At 71.6% G+C, this 16,185-nt stretch carries 14 protein-coding genes and 2 tRNA genes; 9 read left to right on the top strand and 7 right to left on the bottom strand.

Annotated features, from left to right (window positions below):
- Positions 1-127: 127 nt before the first annotated feature.
- From ASE44_RS17175 to ASE44_RS17150, 6 genes are all read right to left on the bottom strand, one after another.
- Positions 128-745, bottom strand: coding sequence for a HutD family protein (locus ASE44_RS17175; protein ID WP_162235763.1), 618 nt, complete (start codon positions 743-745; stop codon positions 128-130).
- Entirely contained in the window at positions 742-1,935 is a 1,194-nt protein-coding gene (gene hutI, locus ASE44_RS17170; RefSeq protein ID WP_056782128.1) for an imidazolonepropionase, read from the bottom strand. Before hutI ends, ASE44_RS17175 begins: the two co-directional genes overlap by 4 nt.
- Positions 1,932-3,401 carry a formimidoylglutamate deiminase gene (locus tag ASE44_RS17165; RefSeq protein ID WP_235522680.1) on the bottom strand — a complete coding sequence of 490 codons (1,470 nt, stop codon included), beginning with the start codon at positions 3,399-3,401 and terminating at the stop codon, positions 1,932-1,934. The genes hutI and ASE44_RS17165 overlap by 4 nt, the downstream gene beginning before the upstream one ends.
- The gene (locus tag ASE44_RS17160; protein ID WP_056782126.1) at positions 3,398-4,615 is read right to left on the bottom strand and encodes an allantoate amidohydrolase; all 1,218 of its coding nucleotides are present in this window, start codon (positions 4,613-4,615) and stop codon (positions 3,398-3,400) included. The genes ASE44_RS17165 and ASE44_RS17160 overlap by 4 nt, the downstream gene beginning before the upstream one ends.
- Positions 4,612-6,282: a urocanate hydratase gene (hutU, locus tag ASE44_RS17155; RefSeq protein ID WP_056782124.1), complete on the bottom strand. Its 1,671-nt coding sequence runs from the start codon at positions 6,280-6,282 to the stop codon at positions 4,612-4,614. The genes ASE44_RS17160 and hutU overlap by 4 nt, the downstream gene beginning before the upstream one ends.
- Before the next feature lie 103 nt (positions 6,283-6,385).
- Positions 6,386-7,354: a diacylglycerol kinase family protein gene (locus tag ASE44_RS17150; RefSeq protein ID WP_056782122.1), complete on the bottom strand. Its 969-nt coding sequence runs from the start codon at positions 7,352-7,354 to the stop codon at positions 6,386-6,388.
- A 57-nt stretch (positions 7,355-7,411) separates the two neighbouring features.
- On the opposite strand from ASE44_RS17150, the gene serS reads away from it, so the two are divergent.
- The 6 genes from serS (at position 7,412) to ASE44_RS17120 (ending at position 12,756) form a co-directional block, all read left to right on the top strand.
- Positions 7,412-8,677, top strand: a complete 1,266-nt coding sequence (gene serS, locus ASE44_RS17145) for a serine--tRNA ligase (protein WP_056010941.1) — start codon at positions 7,412-7,414, stop codon at positions 8,675-8,677.
- The gene (locus ASE44_RS17140) at positions 8,674-9,513 is read left to right on the top strand and encodes an HAD family hydrolase (RefSeq protein WP_056782121.1); all 840 of its coding nucleotides are present in this window, start codon (positions 8,674-8,676) and stop codon (positions 9,511-9,513) included. Before serS ends, ASE44_RS17140 begins: the two co-directional genes overlap by 4 nt.
- A gap of 147 nt (positions 9,514-9,660) precedes the next feature.
- Positions 9,661-10,890, top strand: coding sequence for an LCP family protein (locus ASE44_RS17135; protein WP_200921157.1), 1,230 nt, complete (start codon positions 9,661-9,663; stop codon positions 10,888-10,890).
- A 96-nt stretch (positions 10,891-10,986) separates the two neighbouring features.
- Positions 10,987-11,071: transfer RNA gene (locus ASE44_RS17130), tRNA-Ser, on the top strand.
- Between the two features lie 115 nt (positions 11,072-11,186).
- Positions 11,187-12,527: an LCP family protein gene (locus tag ASE44_RS17125; protein WP_082456201.1), complete on the top strand. Its 1,341-nt coding sequence runs from the start codon at positions 11,187-11,189 to the stop codon at positions 12,525-12,527.
- A 140-nt stretch (positions 12,528-12,667) separates the two neighbouring features.
- Positions 12,668-12,756: transfer RNA gene (locus tag ASE44_RS17120), tRNA-Ser, on the top strand.
- A 206-nt stretch (positions 12,757-12,962) separates the two neighbouring features.
- Here ASE44_RS17120 and ASE44_RS17115 read toward each other — a convergent pair.
- Positions 12,963-13,211 carry a DUF2795 domain-containing protein gene (locus tag ASE44_RS17115; RefSeq protein WP_056010950.1) on the bottom strand — a complete coding sequence of 83 codons (249 nt, stop codon included), beginning with the start codon at positions 13,209-13,211 and terminating at the stop codon, positions 12,963-12,965.
- A 102-nt stretch (positions 13,212-13,313) separates the two neighbouring features.
- On the opposite strand from ASE44_RS17115, the gene ASE44_RS17110 reads away from it, so the two are divergent.
- The 3 genes from ASE44_RS17110 (at position 13,314) to ASE44_RS17100 (ending at position 16,117) form a co-directional block, all read left to right on the top strand.
- A complete protein-coding gene (locus ASE44_RS17110; protein ID WP_056782120.1) occupies positions 13,314-14,207 on the top strand; it encodes a hypothetical protein in 894 nt (297 codons plus the stop codon).
- A gap of 108 nt (positions 14,208-14,315) precedes the next feature.
- A complete protein-coding gene (locus tag ASE44_RS17105) occupies positions 14,316-15,284 on the top strand; it encodes a putative RNA methyltransferase (RefSeq protein WP_157580044.1) in 969 nt (322 codons plus the stop codon).
- 89 nt (positions 15,285-15,373) lie between these two features.
- Positions 15,374-16,117: an RNase H family protein gene (locus tag ASE44_RS17100; protein WP_056782116.1), complete on the top strand. Its 744-nt coding sequence runs from the start codon at positions 15,374-15,376 to the stop codon at positions 16,115-16,117.
- Positions 16,118-16,185 lie beyond the last annotated feature (68 nt).

Here is a 16,185-nt window from a genome sequence, read left to right as displayed (position 1 = left end):
GCGGTGCGCTGACGCGAGACCCGTCGAATCGGCTTGAGCGCGGGTCTGTGAGGTGAGCGCGCCCCTCCGGAGACCCGCGCTCGCGGCTATGGGGCGCGCTCGCGTCAGCGCACCGCGCTGGCGCCCATCACCGACGGGCGTGGACCCTCGCGATCGCGATCGTGGCGGCGCCGGTCAGGGTCACGGAGCCCGTTTCGAGCCGCAGGGTGTCGTGCTGGGCGAGTGCAGAGCGGTCCAGGCCGGGGCCCTCCACCGAGACCGCGCCGTCGAGCAGCACGACGAACGTGGTGGCACCCGACGGGGTCGAGACCGTCGATGAGCCCGAGACGACGACCGCCTCGAGCGATCCACGAAACCGGTCCCGCGACACCATGAGGTTGAGATCGAGCGTCGGACCGACCACGCCCGTCGATGCCACCACCGCAGCACCGTCGAAGGCGGCGACCTGCCACCGGTCCAACTCGACCGGCTCGCCGTCGATCAGGAGCCCGAGGCCGCCGGTCGACAGCGCCATCAGCTGTCGGTCGACGCCCGGGAACACCGAGAAGGCGACGTCCGACTCGACCGTCGCGATGCTCAGCGTCCAGCCCGGGCCGTCAGGCACGTCGACGTCGCCCTCGGCCTCGCGCCGGACGGGCTCAGCGGCGATCTCCGTCGCGGCACCGAGCCCGTTCCGCCAGCGATAGCTCCGATGCCCCGCGGCCGGCAGCAGCACGACGCCCGGTGCCTCGGCGGCATCGCTCACGGTCGGGCGCCCGACGCGACGCGCTCGCCGCGCTGCCACACGCCGACCGTCAGTGGCACCCCGGGTCGGTAGGCGAGGTGCGAGACCGAGGGGGCGTCGAGCACCTGCAGATCGGCGAGACCGCCCGCCCGGAGCGATCCGACGGCGTCGACACCGTGCTCGCGACCGACCGCCACCGCGGCCCCGCGCGTCGCCGCCCAGACCGCCTCGGCGATCGTGAGCCGCATCTGCAGCACGGCGGTGGCGACGCAGTACGCCATCGACGTCGTGTACGAGGTACCGGGGTTGCAGTTGGTGGCGAGGGCGATCGCGGCGCCGGCGTCGATGAGCGCGCGTGCCGGGGGGAACGGTTCGCGGGTCGACAGGTCGCAGGCGGGCAGCAGGGTCGCCACCGTCGACGAGCCGGCCAGGAGGTCGACGTCGGCGTCGGACAGGTGGTTGCAGTGGTCGACGCTCGCCGCCCCCAACTCGACCGCGAGCCGCACCCCGCCGCTCTCGCCGAGCTGGTTGCCGTGCACGCGGACCCCGAGCCCCGCGGCGCGACCGGCGAGGAGCACCTCCCGCGACTCCTCGACGTCGAAGGCGCCGACCTCGCAGAACGCGTCGATGTACGACGCGAACGGCGCGACGGCGTCGAGCATCGGGCCCGTGACGAGGTCGAGGTACTCGCGACGGTCGACGCCGGCCGGCACGAGGTGGGCGCCGAGGAAGGTGACGACGTCGGCGACCTCGGCCGCCGCCCGAGCGGACCGCGCCTCGCCCTCGACGTCCAGCGCATACCCCGTCTTCGCCTCCAGGAAGGTCGTCCCCTGGGCGAGCGCCTCCGCCCGCAACCGCTTCGCGCCCGCGACGAGCTGCTCCTCCGAAGCGGCGCGGGTGGCGGCGACGGTCGTGGCGATCCCGCCCGCCGCGTACCGCCCGCCGGCCATCCGTGTCTCGAACTCCGCCGAGCGGTCGCCCGCGAACACGAGGTGCGTGTGGGTGTCGACCCACCCGGGCAGCACGGCGCGTCCGCCCACATCGGTCCGTGCGTCGGCGTCGGGGGCATCGGACGCCGCGCCCAGCCAAGCGATCCGACCGTCCTCGATGACGAGCGCCGCGTCGGTGACCCGGTTGCCGTCGGTGTCGCCGGGCCCGGAACCCGCGTTGGTCGTGAGTTCGGCGATGCCGGTGATGAGTTCGGTCGTCATGGCTGCATCTCCTGCGAGGGGTGATCAGGTGTCGGGGACGAGGTGGCGGCTCGGGGCGTCCCTGTCGATGCTGCCAGCTCGGCGAGCGCCGCCGCGAGGAGCTGTTCCGGCGTGGTCTCCTGCGGGGTCGCGAGCAACCGGCCGCGTTCGGCCACGAGTCGCCCGCCGACGATCACCCGCTCGACGTCGGACGCGGTCGCGACGAGGGCGAGCTGGGCCGGGTCGGCGCCGGTGGTCCGCAGACTCGACGTCGACACCTCGACGAGGTCGAGCGGGTCGCCGACGGCGAGTGTGTGGCGCCCGAGTCCGAGCGAGCGGTAGCCGCCGGCGGTCCCGGCCTCGAGGAGTTCCGCGGGCGAGAACCGACCGCGTCGGCCGGAGGCGAGCCGTTCACCGGCCTCGAGGCCGCGCAGTTCGAGCAGGGGGTCGACGACGGCGTTCTGATCGGATCCCACGGCGATCCGCGCGCCGGCGTCCGCGAGGCGGCGTGCCGGTCCGATGCCGTCGCCGAGGTCGGCCTCGGTCGTCGGACACATCACGACGGTCGCGCCCGACCGCCCGATCGCCGTGATGTCGGCGTCGGTCAGATGCGTCGCGTGGACGAGGCTGATGCGCGGGTCGAGCGCCCCGAGCGCCGCGAGCACACCCGTCGGTGTCCTACCCGTCTTCGCGAGGGTGTCGAGGTTCTCCTGCGGTTGCTCCGAGAGGTGCACGTGCAGGGGGACGTCCTCCGGCAGTCCGGCGAGGATGGTGCGCATCGCTTCGACGGGCACGGCCCGCACCGAGTGCAGGGCGGCACCGAGGGTGACCAGTCCGCTCGTGCCCAGGGACGTGGAGAGCGCCGTGCGGAGTCCGTGCCAGCGGTCGAGCCAGCCGGCCGCGCCGCCGTCGCCGAACGCGCGCTGCTCCGCGAGCAGCGGCGCTGCCGGACCACCGGCGGGTCCGAGACCGCTCGCGAGGTAGGCCGTGTCGAGGAGGGTGAGTCGGATGCCGATCTCGACGGCGGCCTCGGCGACCGCCAGTTCCATCGCGTGGGCGGTCGGGTACGGGGTGCCGTCGGCCTGGTGGTGCACGTAGTGGAACTCGCCGACCGCCGTCCAGCCGCAGACGAGCATCTCGCCGAACACGGCGCGAGCGACCCGGCCGTAGTGGTCCGGGTCGAGGCTGGCGGCCGCCGCGTACATCGCCTCGCGCCACTGCCAGAAGTCGCCGCCGTCGGCGTGGGTGCGTCCGCGGAGCAGACGGTGGAACGCGTGCGAGTGGGCGTTCCCCATGCCGGGGACCACGGTTCCGAGGCGTCGGTCGTCCGCCTGCGGGTCGACGTCCCGCTCGACGGTGGCGATGCGTCCTGCGTCGTCGGCGGTGAACCGGACGCGGTCGATCGGTCGGCCGTCGATGATCGCGGTCGCGGCCCAGACGGGAGCCCGCACGGCCGCTGCGCCGGGATCGACGCTCGCGCCCGTCACAGCACGCTCCGCAGCAGGGTCTCCAGCGCTTCGACCCCGGCGACGCAGTCGGCCGTCTCGGCGAACTCCTCCGGCGAGTGCGAGACACCCGTCGGGTTGCGGACGAAGACCATCGCCGTCGGCACCGCACCGTTCAGGACGCCCGCGTCGTGACCGGCTCCCGTCGGCAGCAGCGGGACCCCGCCGAGCGTGCCGGCGAGCCGCGCGGCGAGCTCCGGGTCGAACTCGACGACGCCCGACCACGATTCCTCGATCAGCTCCGCCGCACATCCGGAGTCGGCGACGGCCTCCTGCACGCGGGCGCCGATGTCCGCGACGAGGGCGCGTGTCTCGGCGTCGGTGGCCGCGCGGGCGTCCACCCAGGCGTCGACCTCCGAGGCGATGACGTTGGTGCCGCCCGGCACGATGCGCAGGCGACCCACGGTGGCGCGGGCGTCGTCCGTCGCGAGCGCGGCCTGCTCGACCGCGAGGATCGCGCGGGCTGCCGCGACCACCGGATCACGGCGCTCACGCATGCCCGTCGCGCCCGCGTGGTTGCCCTGGCCGCTCACGCGGAGCCGCCACCGGCCGTGGGCGAGGATCGACGAGGCGACGGCCGTGGGCGAGTCGAGGTCGATGAGGCCGCGCCCCTGTTCCACGTGCAACTCGATGAAGAGCCCGATGCGGGCGAGGGCCTCGTCGTCGCGACCGAGGTGCTCGGGAGCGAGCCCGGCGGCGGCTGCCGCTTCGGCCACGGTGATCCCGTCGGCGTCCGTCAGCGCCCGGGCGGCGTCCGCGGTGATCGCCCCGGACAGGAGCCGGGATCCGAGGCAGGCGACCCCGAACCGCGAGCCCTCCTCCTCGGCGAACACGACCACGGCGACGGGACGGGACGGCTGGAAGCCGGTGGCCTGCAGGCGTGCCACGGCGTCCAGGGCGGAGACGACGCCGAGCGGCCCGTCGAAGGCGCCGCCGCCCGGGACGGAGTCGAGGTGGCTGCCGGTGACGACCGCGTCAGGCCCCGGTGTGCCCCACCACGCCCAGAGGTTGCCGTTCCGGTCCGTCTCGACGTCCAGACCGAGCCGGGCGGCGCGGGCCGTGAACCACTCGCGCAGCTCGAACTCGGCCGGTGTCCAGACGTGCCGGGAGTACCCACCGCGTGCCGGGTCGACCCCGACACCGGCGATCTCGTCGAGTCCCGCGAGTCGGCCGTGGGCGAGGAGGCCGTCGGTCACTCGCCCTCCCACATCGGCACCCGCAGGCCGCGTTCGCGGGCGACCTCTGCCGCCCGCTCGTAGCCGGCGTCGACGTGCCGCATGACGCCGGTGCCCGGGTCGTTCACCAGCACGCGCGCGATCTTCTCGGCGGCGAGCGGCGTCCCGTCGGCGACGATCACCTGACCGGCGTGGATGGAGCGGCCGATGCCGACGCCGCCGCCGTGGTGGATCGACACCCAGGTCGCGCCGGACGCCGTGTTGAGCAGGGCGTTGAGCAGCGGCCAGTCGGCGATGGCGTCCGAACCGTCGGCCATCGCCTCCGTCTCCCGGTAGGGCGAGGCGACGGAACCGGAGTCGAGGTGGTCGCGGCCGATGACGACGGGCGCGCTCAGTTCACCCGAGGCGACCATCTCGTTGAACTTCAGGCCGGCGAGGTGGCGCTCCTGGTAGCCGAGCCAGCAGATGCGTGCCGGCAGACCCTCGAAGGCGATCTTCTCGCCGGCGGAGGTGATCCAGCGGCGGAGCTTCTCGTCCTCGGGGAACAGCTCGAGGATGGCGCGGTCGGTCGCGGCGATGTCGGCCGGGTCGCCGGAGAGCGCGGCCCAGCGGAAGGGCCCCTTGCCCTCGGCGAAGAGGGGCCGGATGTACGCCGGGACGAAGCCGGGGAAGTCGAAGGCGCGCTCGTAGCCGCCGAGCTTCGCCTCCGCACGGATCGAGTTGCCGTAGTCGAAGACCTCGGCGCCGGCGTCCTGGAAGCCGACCATCGCCTCGACCTGCTTCGCCATCGCGAGGCGGGAGCGGGTCGTGAAGTCCGCGGCGTCGGTGGTGGACTCGCTCTGCCAATCGGCGAGCGCCGTGTCCTCCGGGAGGTAGGCGAGCGGGTCGTGCGCGCTGGTCTGGTCGGTGACGATGTCGATCGCGACGCCGCGACGCAGGAGTTCGGGGAACACGGTCGCCGCGTTGCCGACGAGGCCGACGGACAGTGCACGGCGCTCGGCCTTGGCGGCGAGGACCCGGGCGACGGCGTCGTCGAGGTCGTCGGTCATCTCGTCGAGGTAGCGGTGTTCGACGCGACGCTGCAACCGGGACGGGTCGACGTCGACGATGAGGACGACGCCCTCGTTCAGGGTGACGGCGAGCGGCTGTGCGCCACCCATGCCGCCGGCGCCGCCCGTGAGGGTGAGGGTGCCGGCGAGGGTCCCGCCGAAGCGCTTGTCGGCGATCGCGGCGAAGGTCTCGTAGGTGCCCTGGAGGATGCCCTGCGTGCCGATGTAGATCCACGAGCCGGCGGTCATCTGTCCGTACATCGTGAGGCCCTCGGCCTCGAGCTTGCGGAACTCGGGCCACGTCGCCCAGTCGCCGACGAGGTTGGAGTTCGCGATGAGGACGCGCGGTGCCCACTCGTGCGTGCGGAAGACGCCGACGGGCTTGCCGGACTGCACGAGCAGGGTCTCGTCGGCCTCCAGGCCTTCGAGGGTGCGGACGATCGCGTCGTACGCCTCCCAGTTGCGGGCCGCCTTGCCGGTGCCGCCGTAGACGACGAGGTCCTCCGGGTGCTCGGCGACCTCGGGGTCGAGGTTGTTCATGAGCATCCGGAGCGGGCCCTCGGTCTGCCAGCTCTTGGCGGCGAGGGTGGTGCCGCGAGCGGCGCGGATGGTCCGGGGAGCGTGTGCCGAGTCGGTCATGCGCTCAGTCCACTCCGCTGCGGGTCGCCCGGCGAGTGCTGTCGATCACCTGGTGTCTGGTCCCCCAGACATCGAGCCGTCGAGGAGCAGCGAGCCCTGGCCGCTACGGGAGGGTGACGAGCAGCCCGCCGCGGTGCGCGTCGAACGCGACCATCGTCGCCACGCCGAACGCGTCGCCGTCGAGTTCGAGGTCCTGCGCCTCCTCCACCCGGACCGTCAGCGCCTCCGCCCGCAGGTTCGTCACCGTGTTCGCGCCGCGACCCTCGGTGAACCGGATCATCCGACGACCGACCGCCGTCCGTCGCAGCACCCGGTTCTCCCACGTCACCTTCCGCCACACGAGCAACCAGCCGAACGCGCCCTTCGGCTGCAGCACCGCCACGTCGAGGAAGCCGTCGTCGAGCTCGGCGTCCGGCATGAGCTGCACCCCGCCCTGCAGCGTGCCGCAGTTGCCGACGAGCACGGAGCTCACCGTCGCCGCATGCTGCCGGTGCCCACGCAGCTGGTAGTGGATGCGGAACGGTGCCGCCGTGATGATCGAGCGGAGGCCCGACTCGACATACGCGAGCCAGCCGAGCGACTTCTTCAGATCCGGGTTGGCGGTGGAGATCATCATCGCGTCGATCCCCATGCCGGCCATCACGACGAAGGCGTGCTCCTCCTCGGAGCCGTCGGGGCGTGTGATCATGGCCACACCGATGTCGATGGCCCGCGTCTCGCCCGTGAAGGCCGTCGCGATCGCGGCCGTCTGGTCACCGAGCGGCAGCTTCAGGTTCCGCGCCAACAGGTTGCCGGTGCCCGAGGGGATGAGGGTCAGTGGCACCCCGCTCCCGCGCAGTCCCTCCGCGACGGCGCGCACCGTCCCGTCGCCACCGGCCGCGAGCACGACCCGTGCGCCGTCGAGGACCGCGCGTCGCGCCTGCCCGATACCGGGATCCTCGACACTCGTCTCGTAGAGGTGCGGTGCCGCCCACCCCGCCTCCTGCGAGCGGGCCTCGAGGGCGCTCCGCAACCGGGTGGCGTCGACCTTCACCGGGTTGTACACGAGCGCTGCGTGCGGGGGAGTCGGCATGGCCCAACGGTACTGTCCCGGGGCTCTGGCGCCGACCTCGATCGCTAGACTTGCCGGGTGATCGATCCCGTACTCCTCCGCGAACAGCCAGAAGTCCTCCGAGCGTCGCAGCTGAAGCGAGGGTCATCCGTCGACCTCGTCGACCAGGCGATCGACGCCGACACCGCACGCCGGTCCGCGATCACCGGGTTCGAGGAGCTCCGCGCCGAGCAGAACGCCTTCGGCAAGCAGGTCGCCAAGGCCCCCAAGGAGGAGAAGGCGGCACTCGTCGCCCAGGCGCAGCAGCTCTCCGCCCGCGTGAAGGAGGCCCAGCAGGTCGCGACCGAGGCCGAGGCCTACTTCGCCGACATCGCCGGACAGATCCAGAACCCCGTCCTCGACGGCGTGCCCGCCGGTGGCGAGGCCGACTTCATCACACTCCGCGAGGTCGGCGAACGCCCCACCTTCGACTTCACCCCGCGCGACCACCTCGAGCTCGGCGAGCTCCTCGGCGCCATCGACATGCAGCGCGGCACCAAGGTCAGCGGCTCGCGCTTCTACTTCCTCCGCGGCATCGGCGCGCGTCTCGAGATCGCCCTCATGAACCTCGCGCTCGACCGCGCGCTCGAGGCCGGCTTCGTCCCCCTCATCACCCCGACGCTCGTGCGCCCCGAGATCATGAAGGGCACCGGATTCCTCGGCGAGCACGCCGACGAGGTGTACCAGATCGCCGGCGAAGACCTCTTCCTCACCGGCACGAGCGAGGTGGCGCTCGCCGGGTACCACTCCGACGAGATCCTCGACCTCGAGCAGGGTGCGCTCCGCTACGCCGGCTGGTCCACCTGCTACCGCAAGGAGGCCGGCTCGTACGGCCGCGACACCCGCGGCATCATCCGCGTGCACCAGTTCAACAAGCTGGAGATGTTCGTCTACACCAAGCCGGAGGACGCGGCGGCGGAGCACGAGCGTCTGCTGTCCTACCAGGAGGCCATGCTGCAGTCGCTCGGCCTCAGCTACCGGGTCATCGACACGGCGGCCGGCGACCTCGGTTCGAGCGCCGCCCGCAAGTTCGACGTCGAGGCCTGGGTGCCGACGCAGGATGCGTTCCGTGAGCTCACCAGCACCTCCAACTGCACCACGTACCAGGCCCGCCGCCTCGACACCCGGTACCGCACGGAGTCGGGCAAGACCACGCCGGTCGCGACGCTCAACGGCACGCTCGCGACGACCCGGTGGATCGTCGCGATCCTCGAGACGCACCAGCAGGAGGACGGCAGCGTCGTCATCCCGGAGGTGCTCCGGCCCTACCTGGGCGGGCTCGACGTGGCGCGGCCGATCCGATGACGTCCGAGACGACGCCGGAGCAGCCGGCCGCGACCTCGCCCCGGCTCCTCGTCGCGCTCGACATCGACGGCACCGTCCTGCACGAGGACGGCTCGCTCAGCCTGTCCGTCGCCGACGAGGTCCGCCGCGTGGTCGCCCTCGGCCACGTCGTCACCCTCGCCACCGGTCGGAGCTGGGAGAGCACCCGACCCGTCCTCGAAGACCTCGAGTTGACGCCGCAGTACGTCGTCTGCGCGAACGGCGCGCTCATCATGAAGCGCGACGAGTCGAAGCCCGACGCCTACGAGCGCTTCTTCATGGAGACCTTCGACCCGACGGAGGTGCTCGGCCTCATCCAGCCGCACCTGTCCGAGGGCAGCTACATGGTCGAGTACCCCGACGGCTTCCGCAAGTACACGGTCGGCATGGAGGACTGGAACCTCGAGAACGCCGTCGAGGTGCCGTTCGAGGAGCTCGTCACGAGCCCGGTCACCCGCGTCGTCGTGGTGTCGCCGAGTCATGACGAGGAGGAGTTCCTCCGCATCGTCGACCGCATCGGCCTCAGCCAGGTGAGCTATGCGATCGGGTGGACGGCCTGGCTCGACATCGCCCCCAAGGGCGTCAACAAGGCGACCGCGCTCGAGCGGGTCCGGCAGTGGCTGGGCCTCGAGCGTTCGCAGATGGTCGCGGTCGGCGACGGCCGCAACGACGTCGACATGCTCGGCTGGGCGGCCGACGGCGGCCGTGGTGTCGCCATGGGTCAGGCACCCGAGGAAGTGCTCGCCGTCGCATCCGAGGTCACCGGCACCGTGACCGACGACGGTCTCTCCCAGCTCCTGAGGAGCATTTCGGGTTAACATCGTCCAAAGCTCTGTGCCTGCACGTCGTTTCCGGTGCGCACGGGGCGTCGGGTCGTGCCGGTTCCACCGGTCTCCTCCCGCGTCGCTGCAGCCCGGTCCGCCCGGGTTGGAGCCAGCCCTGTTCCTGAGATGAGAGCGAGATCCATGACCCGCCACGCCGACGCGTCCAAAGCGCGCGCCGCCGTCCGTCACGGCAGGCTCCGCAAGTCGAACCCGTTCGCCACCGTCGCGAAGGTGATCGCCGCGACGGCCGCCGTCGTGGGTGTGAGTGGCATCGCGGTCGCCGGTGTGGCCGCGCTCGACCTCGCCAACAGCGTGAAGCCGGTCGCACACCTCGACAACGAGACGCCCGGCGCTCCGCCGCCCAACATCGGCGCGATCGAGGGTGGCGTCAACCTCCTCCTCGTCGGCAGCGACTCGGGTGACGGCAACGAGGCGTACGGCGAACGCGACGAGAACCTCAACGACGTCACGATCCTCATGCACATCTCTGCAGACCACTCGAGCGCGACGGTCGTCAGCTTCCCGCGCGACATGTACGTGCCGATCGGCGACTGCGCGAACGGCGGCAACGGCCGCGACAAGATGAACACGGCCCTCATGTACGGCGGTGCCGACGGCGGGCTGGCCTGCGCCGTGTCCACCGTCGAGGGCATCACCGGCCTCTCCATCCCCTTCGCCGCGCAGATCGGCTTCGACGGCGTCATCTCGATGTCGAACGCCGTCGGCGGTGTTCCGGTGTGCGTCACCGAGCCGCTGAACGACGCCTGGAGCGGCATCAACCTCGACGTCGGCACCCACGACCTCTCCGGCGCTTCCGCGCTCGCCTTCCTCCGCTCGCGCCACGGCGTCGGCGACGGCAGCGACCTGTCGCGCATCTCGAACCAGCAGGTCTTCCTGTCCTCGCTCGTCCGCACGCTGAAGAGCAGCGAGACGCTGTCCGACCCGATCAAGCTCTACTCGATCGCCCGGGCCGCGCTGAAGAACGTGACCCTGTCGAACAGCCTGAACAACATCGACACGATGGTGTCGATCGCAGCAGCGCTGAAGGACATCCCGCTCGACCGGGTGGCGTTCGTCCAGACGCCGACCGCCACGGTCGAGGGCGGTGTCGAGGCGACCTCCGATGCCGACGTGCTGTGGACGGCACTCCAGAGCGACCAGGCGGTCGCGCTGTCGGCGACCGGCAAGTACGTCGTCACCGACCCGAACGCCCCCGTCACGCCCGATCCTGCGGCGACCGATGCGGCTGCCGATCCCGCTGCGCCGGTCGACCCGGCGGCTGCCGGTCCGGTGGCGCTGCCCGACACGATCACGGGCCAGAACGCGGCACAGAACACCTGCACGGCCGGTCGTCCCGAGGAAGACCAGTAGTCACCGGGTGATCGGATGGGGCCGCTTCGCCGCTGGCCCCATCCGATACACTCGATCCTGGTCGGCCGCAGCGTCATGGCGGGCGATCGACCATCAGGAGGGCTGTCCGAGCGGCCGATGGAGCCAGTCTTGAAAACTGGTGGGCAGAAATGTCTCGTGGGTTCGAATCCCACGCCCTCCGCACTCCTTCGCCACACCGTTTCGCACTGTTCTCCACACCCGGATCGGGTGGCCTCGCCGTCGGCTCCGGGGTATCCGGCTGTGCGCTGCACATGCTCCCGTGGTTGAATCGTCGAATGCCCCCGCATTCGCCCGACATCGACGAGCCCGCCGGCGACCCCGCGGCTCGACGCACGGCAGACCGTGGGCCACGCCCGAAGAAGCTCGCGACCATCGCCAGACACGGCCGTCTGAAGCGTTCGAGCCCGGTGGCGACGGGCCTGAAGATCCTCGCCTCGACCCTCGCCGTCGCCCTCGTGAGCGGTGGCATCGTCGCCGGTATCGCGCTGTGGGACGTCGCCGCGACGGTGAAGCCCGGTGTCGCGCTCGTCGACGCGCAGGGTGAGACGGTCACCGACCTCCCCGCGATCGGCGCCTACCCGGGCGGCGTGAACCTCCTCATCGTCGGCAGCGACTCCCGCGAGGGCCAGGATGAACGGTTCATCGATCCTGAGGTCGAGGCGACGGGCAACCTCAACGACGTCACCATGCTCGTGCACATCTCCGAGGACCACAGCAACGCGACGGTCGTCAGCTTCCCTCGCGACATGTTCGTCTCCATCCCCTCCTGCCCCGACCCGGCCGGGGGCTCGTTCGACTCGATGAGTCGGCAGAAGATCAACACCTCGCTCAGCTACGGCGGCCTCGCCTGCACCGCGTTGACGGTGTCGCAGCTCACCGGCCTCGAGATCCCGTTCGCCGCCGAGGTGCAGTTCAGCGGGGTGATGGCGATGTCGACCGCGCTCGGCGGGGTGACGGTGTGCGTCGCCGACCCCATCGAGGACGAGTACACGAACACCTTCCTGTCGGCCGGCGAGCACACGCTCGAGGGGTATGAGGCGCTCCAGTTCCTCCGGACCCGTCACGGCGTCGGCGATGGCAGCGACCTCAGCCGGATCAGCAACCAGCAGGTGTTCCTGTCGGCGATGATGCAGCAGGTGAAGAGCGCCGAGACGCTGACGAACCCCGCCATCCTCTATTCGCTCGCGAAGGCGGCGGCGCAGAACATGCAGCTGTCCGACAGCCTGACGAGTCTCGACACGATGATCGCGATCGCCATGACGCTGCGCGAGGTCGACCTGTCGAACATCGCGTTCGTGCAGTACCCGAACGAGGCCGTCGAGGGTGGTGTCGAGCCGATCGACGACGCCGCGACCGCCCTGTTCGCTGCGCTCGCCAACGATCAGCCCATCCAGCTCACGGGTGCCACGGGTGCCGGTGCGGTCGCGAACCCGGCCGACCCTGCTCCCGCAGACCCGGCGGAGGGTGCCGATGCCGGCGCCGACCCGGCGGCGACGGCTCCGCCCGCCGATGCGACCGACACCTCGGCCGGTGCCGTCGTCCTGCCCTCGTCCGTGCAGGGCCAGACCGCTGACCAGCGGACCTGCTCCCGCGGCCGGACCCTCGAGGACCAGTAGTCCTCAGCGCCGGTCCCTGTCCTTCGACAGGCTCAGGAACCGGCGTGCGTGCCGTCGCGCAGCCGATCGGGCCGGGGGATTCGTCTCCACGCCCATCTCCGGTTATGCTGGTCGTCGTGCGTCCGTTCGCGAGCGCACATGGAGACGTCGCATAGTTCGGCCTAGTGCACCACCCTGCTAAGGTGGAGTCCCCGTAAGGGGACCGCGGGTTCAAATCCCGCCGTCTCCGCACTGGATCTTCAGCTCGAAACCCTCGCCTCGGCGGGGGTTTCTGCGTTGCACGACATCTGTCGGGGTTGCCAGCGCGGTGCGCCGGCGTCACCGCGCCCCTGGTGCGTGAGCGCACCCCTCCGGAGACCCGCGCTCGCGTGTGTGACCCGCGCTCACGTCAGCGCACCGCGCTGGGCCACCCACCAGGTGTCGGGTGGGGGTGGGTCAGGCGGTGTGGCGGAGCTCGCCGTGGTGGCGGAGTTCACGGAGGATCGCGAACGATCCGGCGTATCGCTCCTCGGTGAGCGTGCCGAGTGCGGCGATCGTCCCTCGGTCGAGGCCGGAGCGGACGGCGACGGCCTGCAGCTCACGACGGGAGAGGGGGAACTCCACGGTCCTGAGGAGGCTCTTGAGGTCGGTGCAGGCGGCGGTCGCCGGTGGTTCCGCCGCGGCTGGGTGAGGTCTGGCTTCCATCTCCACATTGTCGATACGGCCCCCCGAAAAGGCGACAGCACGGCTCGGTTCTGGCGCGAGAGGACGCTAGCCTGACGTGAAATGATGCGAGGGAGCCGCGCCATGCCTGAGGATCGCGACGACACGCCGCCGCCGACCGACCTCGCCGCCGCCGCGGTCGACCTCCTGCGCCGTCCGCTGCCGACCTTCGTCACCGAACGGAAGCGGCTTGCCACCACAGCGCGCGAGCACGGCGACACCGACCTCGCCACCGCGATCCTCGCGCTCCGGAAACCGTCGGTCGCCGCCTGGGCGCTCAACGTGCTGGCCGCCCACCAGCCGACAGCCCTGGACGAGCTCGAGCACCTCGGCGCGGCGCTCGCCACGGCCCAGGGCGCCGGCGACGCCGCAGCACTCCGTTCGCTCGGTGCCGACCGGCGCGCCCTCGTCGCCCGGCTCGTCGACACCACCGTCGCGGCGGCCGCCGAGGAGGGCGCGACGCTCTCGTCGACGGTCGTCGAGACGGTGCGCCAGAGCCTGCAGGCCGCGAGCGCCGATGCTGAGCTGGTCGCGCAGCTCTCGACCGGACGGCTGACCGACGCTCCGACCTCGAGCGGTTCGGGGTGGGGTGGCGTCGTCGGCGGGCCCGGCGCGCGACGTGACGACGACGCCGAGGTCTCGGAGGAGCGCGGTCGCCAGACGCAGGGTGACGCTCCGGACGCCGATGATCGCCGCCGACGGCTCCTCGAACGGCTCGACGCGGCCGAACACGAGGCGGAGCTCGCGGAGGGCGCGAGCGAGGAGGCGAACTCGCTCCTCGACGACGCCGCAGTTCGCCGCGCCGACCTGCTCCGCGATCGCGAAGACCTCGCCCGCCGGCTGGACGAGCTGGATGCCGAGCTCACCGACGCCGCTCGCGAGCTGGCTCGCCGACAGCGTGAGGCCGATCGCGCGCAGCGTTCCCTGGATGCGGCCCGCGAGGAGACGGGCCGCCTCCGCGCCGCACTCGACGAGTGACCCCGCCGGGCTCCGGTCGGCCGATGCCCAGTGGTCCGCCGGGAAGCGGCTCGCGCACCGCGACATCCCGGCGACCACGGACACCCGGCACGCGCCTAGACTCACCGTGTGGGTGAAGTGCGACAACCGGAAGTAGTCTGGCAGCAAGGGACACAGCAGTTGGAAGCGGAGCGTTCCGAGCGGATGCCGGTGCTCGGGGACGTGCAGCAGCACGATCGCCTGACCCTCGTCGCACCGGATCTCGCGTGCACGATCTGCTCCGCCGCGCTCGTGCTCGGCGACCGGGTGCTGCGGTGCCCGGCCGGGCACAGTTTCGACATCGCGCGCCAGGGGTATGCGTCGCTCGTCGTCGGTGGCCGGACACCCAAGACCGGCGACACGCAGGAGATGGTCGCCGCCCGCGCGGCCTTCCTGGAGGCGGAGCACTACGAGCCGATCGCCGATCACGTCGCCAGGACGCTGCCGCTCGCCCGCTTCCTCCCGGACGGCTCAGTCGACGACGACAGCGCCCCGCTCGTCGTGGACATCGCCGGAGGGACCGGCTACTACCTCGGCCGCATCCTCGATGCCCGGCCCGCCTGGCGCGGGTTCGGCTTCGACCTCTCGCCCCTCGCCGCTCGCCGGGCCGCGCGCGCTCACGGCCGGGCCGCCGCCGCGACGGCGGATGCGTGGGCTCCGTTCCCTCTGCAGACGGCGTCGGTCGACCACCTGCTCAGCATCTTCGGTCCGCGCAACGGCGCCGAGATGCGCCGCGTGCTGCGGCCCGACGGACTGCTCACCGTCGTGACCCCGCAGCCCGGTCACCTCGCCGAACTGCGCGACCGGCTCGGCATGATCGGGATCGCCGAGCGCAAGGACGCCCGTCTCGACGCCCAGCTGGAGGGCTTCGAGCTGCGCTCCCGCGAGACCCTGGACTACTCCGTCGAGCTCATGCCGGAAGAGGTGCGCGACGAGGTCCAGATGGGCCCGAGCGCCCACCACCTCGACGACGACGTCTTCGAGCAGGCCATCGCCGACCTGCCCGGATTCACCCGCGTCACCGTCGCTGTCACCGTGAGCGTCTTCGCTCCAGCCTGACCGCAGCCGCGGCGATGGATGGCAGAGGCCGTCGGCCGGGCCGTCGGTGGTGCGTCGATACGATGGAGGGCACTCATCGAAAGGCGCTCATGACGATCACCGCTGCCGCAGACGGCTCCGCCCTCGGCAACCCCGGACCCGCAGGCTGGGCCTGGTATGTCGACGACGACTGCTGGGCGGCCGGCGGATGGCCGCACGGCACGAACAACATGGGCGAGCTGCGCGCCGTCCTCGAACTGTTCCGCGCGACCGAGCACGTCGACGACGACCTCCACATCCTCTGCGACAGCAAATACGTCATCGACTCGATCACGAAGTGGATGCCGGGCTGGAAGAAGAAGGGCTGGAAGAAGGGCGACGGCAAGCCGGTCATGAACCTCGAGCTCATGCAGGAGATCGACGCCGCCATCGCCGGACGTCGATACAAGTTCGAGTGGGTCAAGGGACACGTGGGTCACCGGCTCAACGAGGCCGCCGACATCCGTGCCCGCACCGCCGCCGAGGCCTACCAGCGCAAGACGCCGGTGCCGGAGGGACCAGGCTGGACCGGTGCCGGAGCTGCGGAGGCCCCGTCGATCCCCGAGGCCGGCGCCGTCGCTGACGCCGCCTCCGAGACGACCGAGCCGGAGCTGTTCGCCGACCTCGAGGTGGAGGAGGAACGCACCGCTCCCGTGTTCGACGCAGAGGACGACGGCGCGCTGTTCTCACTCGACGTCGAACCGACGTGGCACCAGCTCACCCTCGACCTCACGTCCGACGAGCACGAGCGTCTCGTCCGCCGCGCCCGCGAGGCCGGCACGAGCGTCCAGGAGTTCCTCCGCGGCCTCATCTGATCACCCGGTGCGCCGTTCGTTCGCCCATTCTTGGGCGAGGGGACACCCGTTCGCCCAAGAATGGGCGA

It is taken from the genome of Plantibacter sp. Leaf1, from assembly GCF_001421315.1.
Taxonomy (GTDB): Bacteria; Actinomycetota; Actinomycetes; order Actinomycetales; family Microbacteriaceae; genus Plantibacter.
The sequence above is the reverse complement of the archived record's forward strand: the minus strand, read 5'-3'. Positions and strand labels throughout refer to the sequence as shown.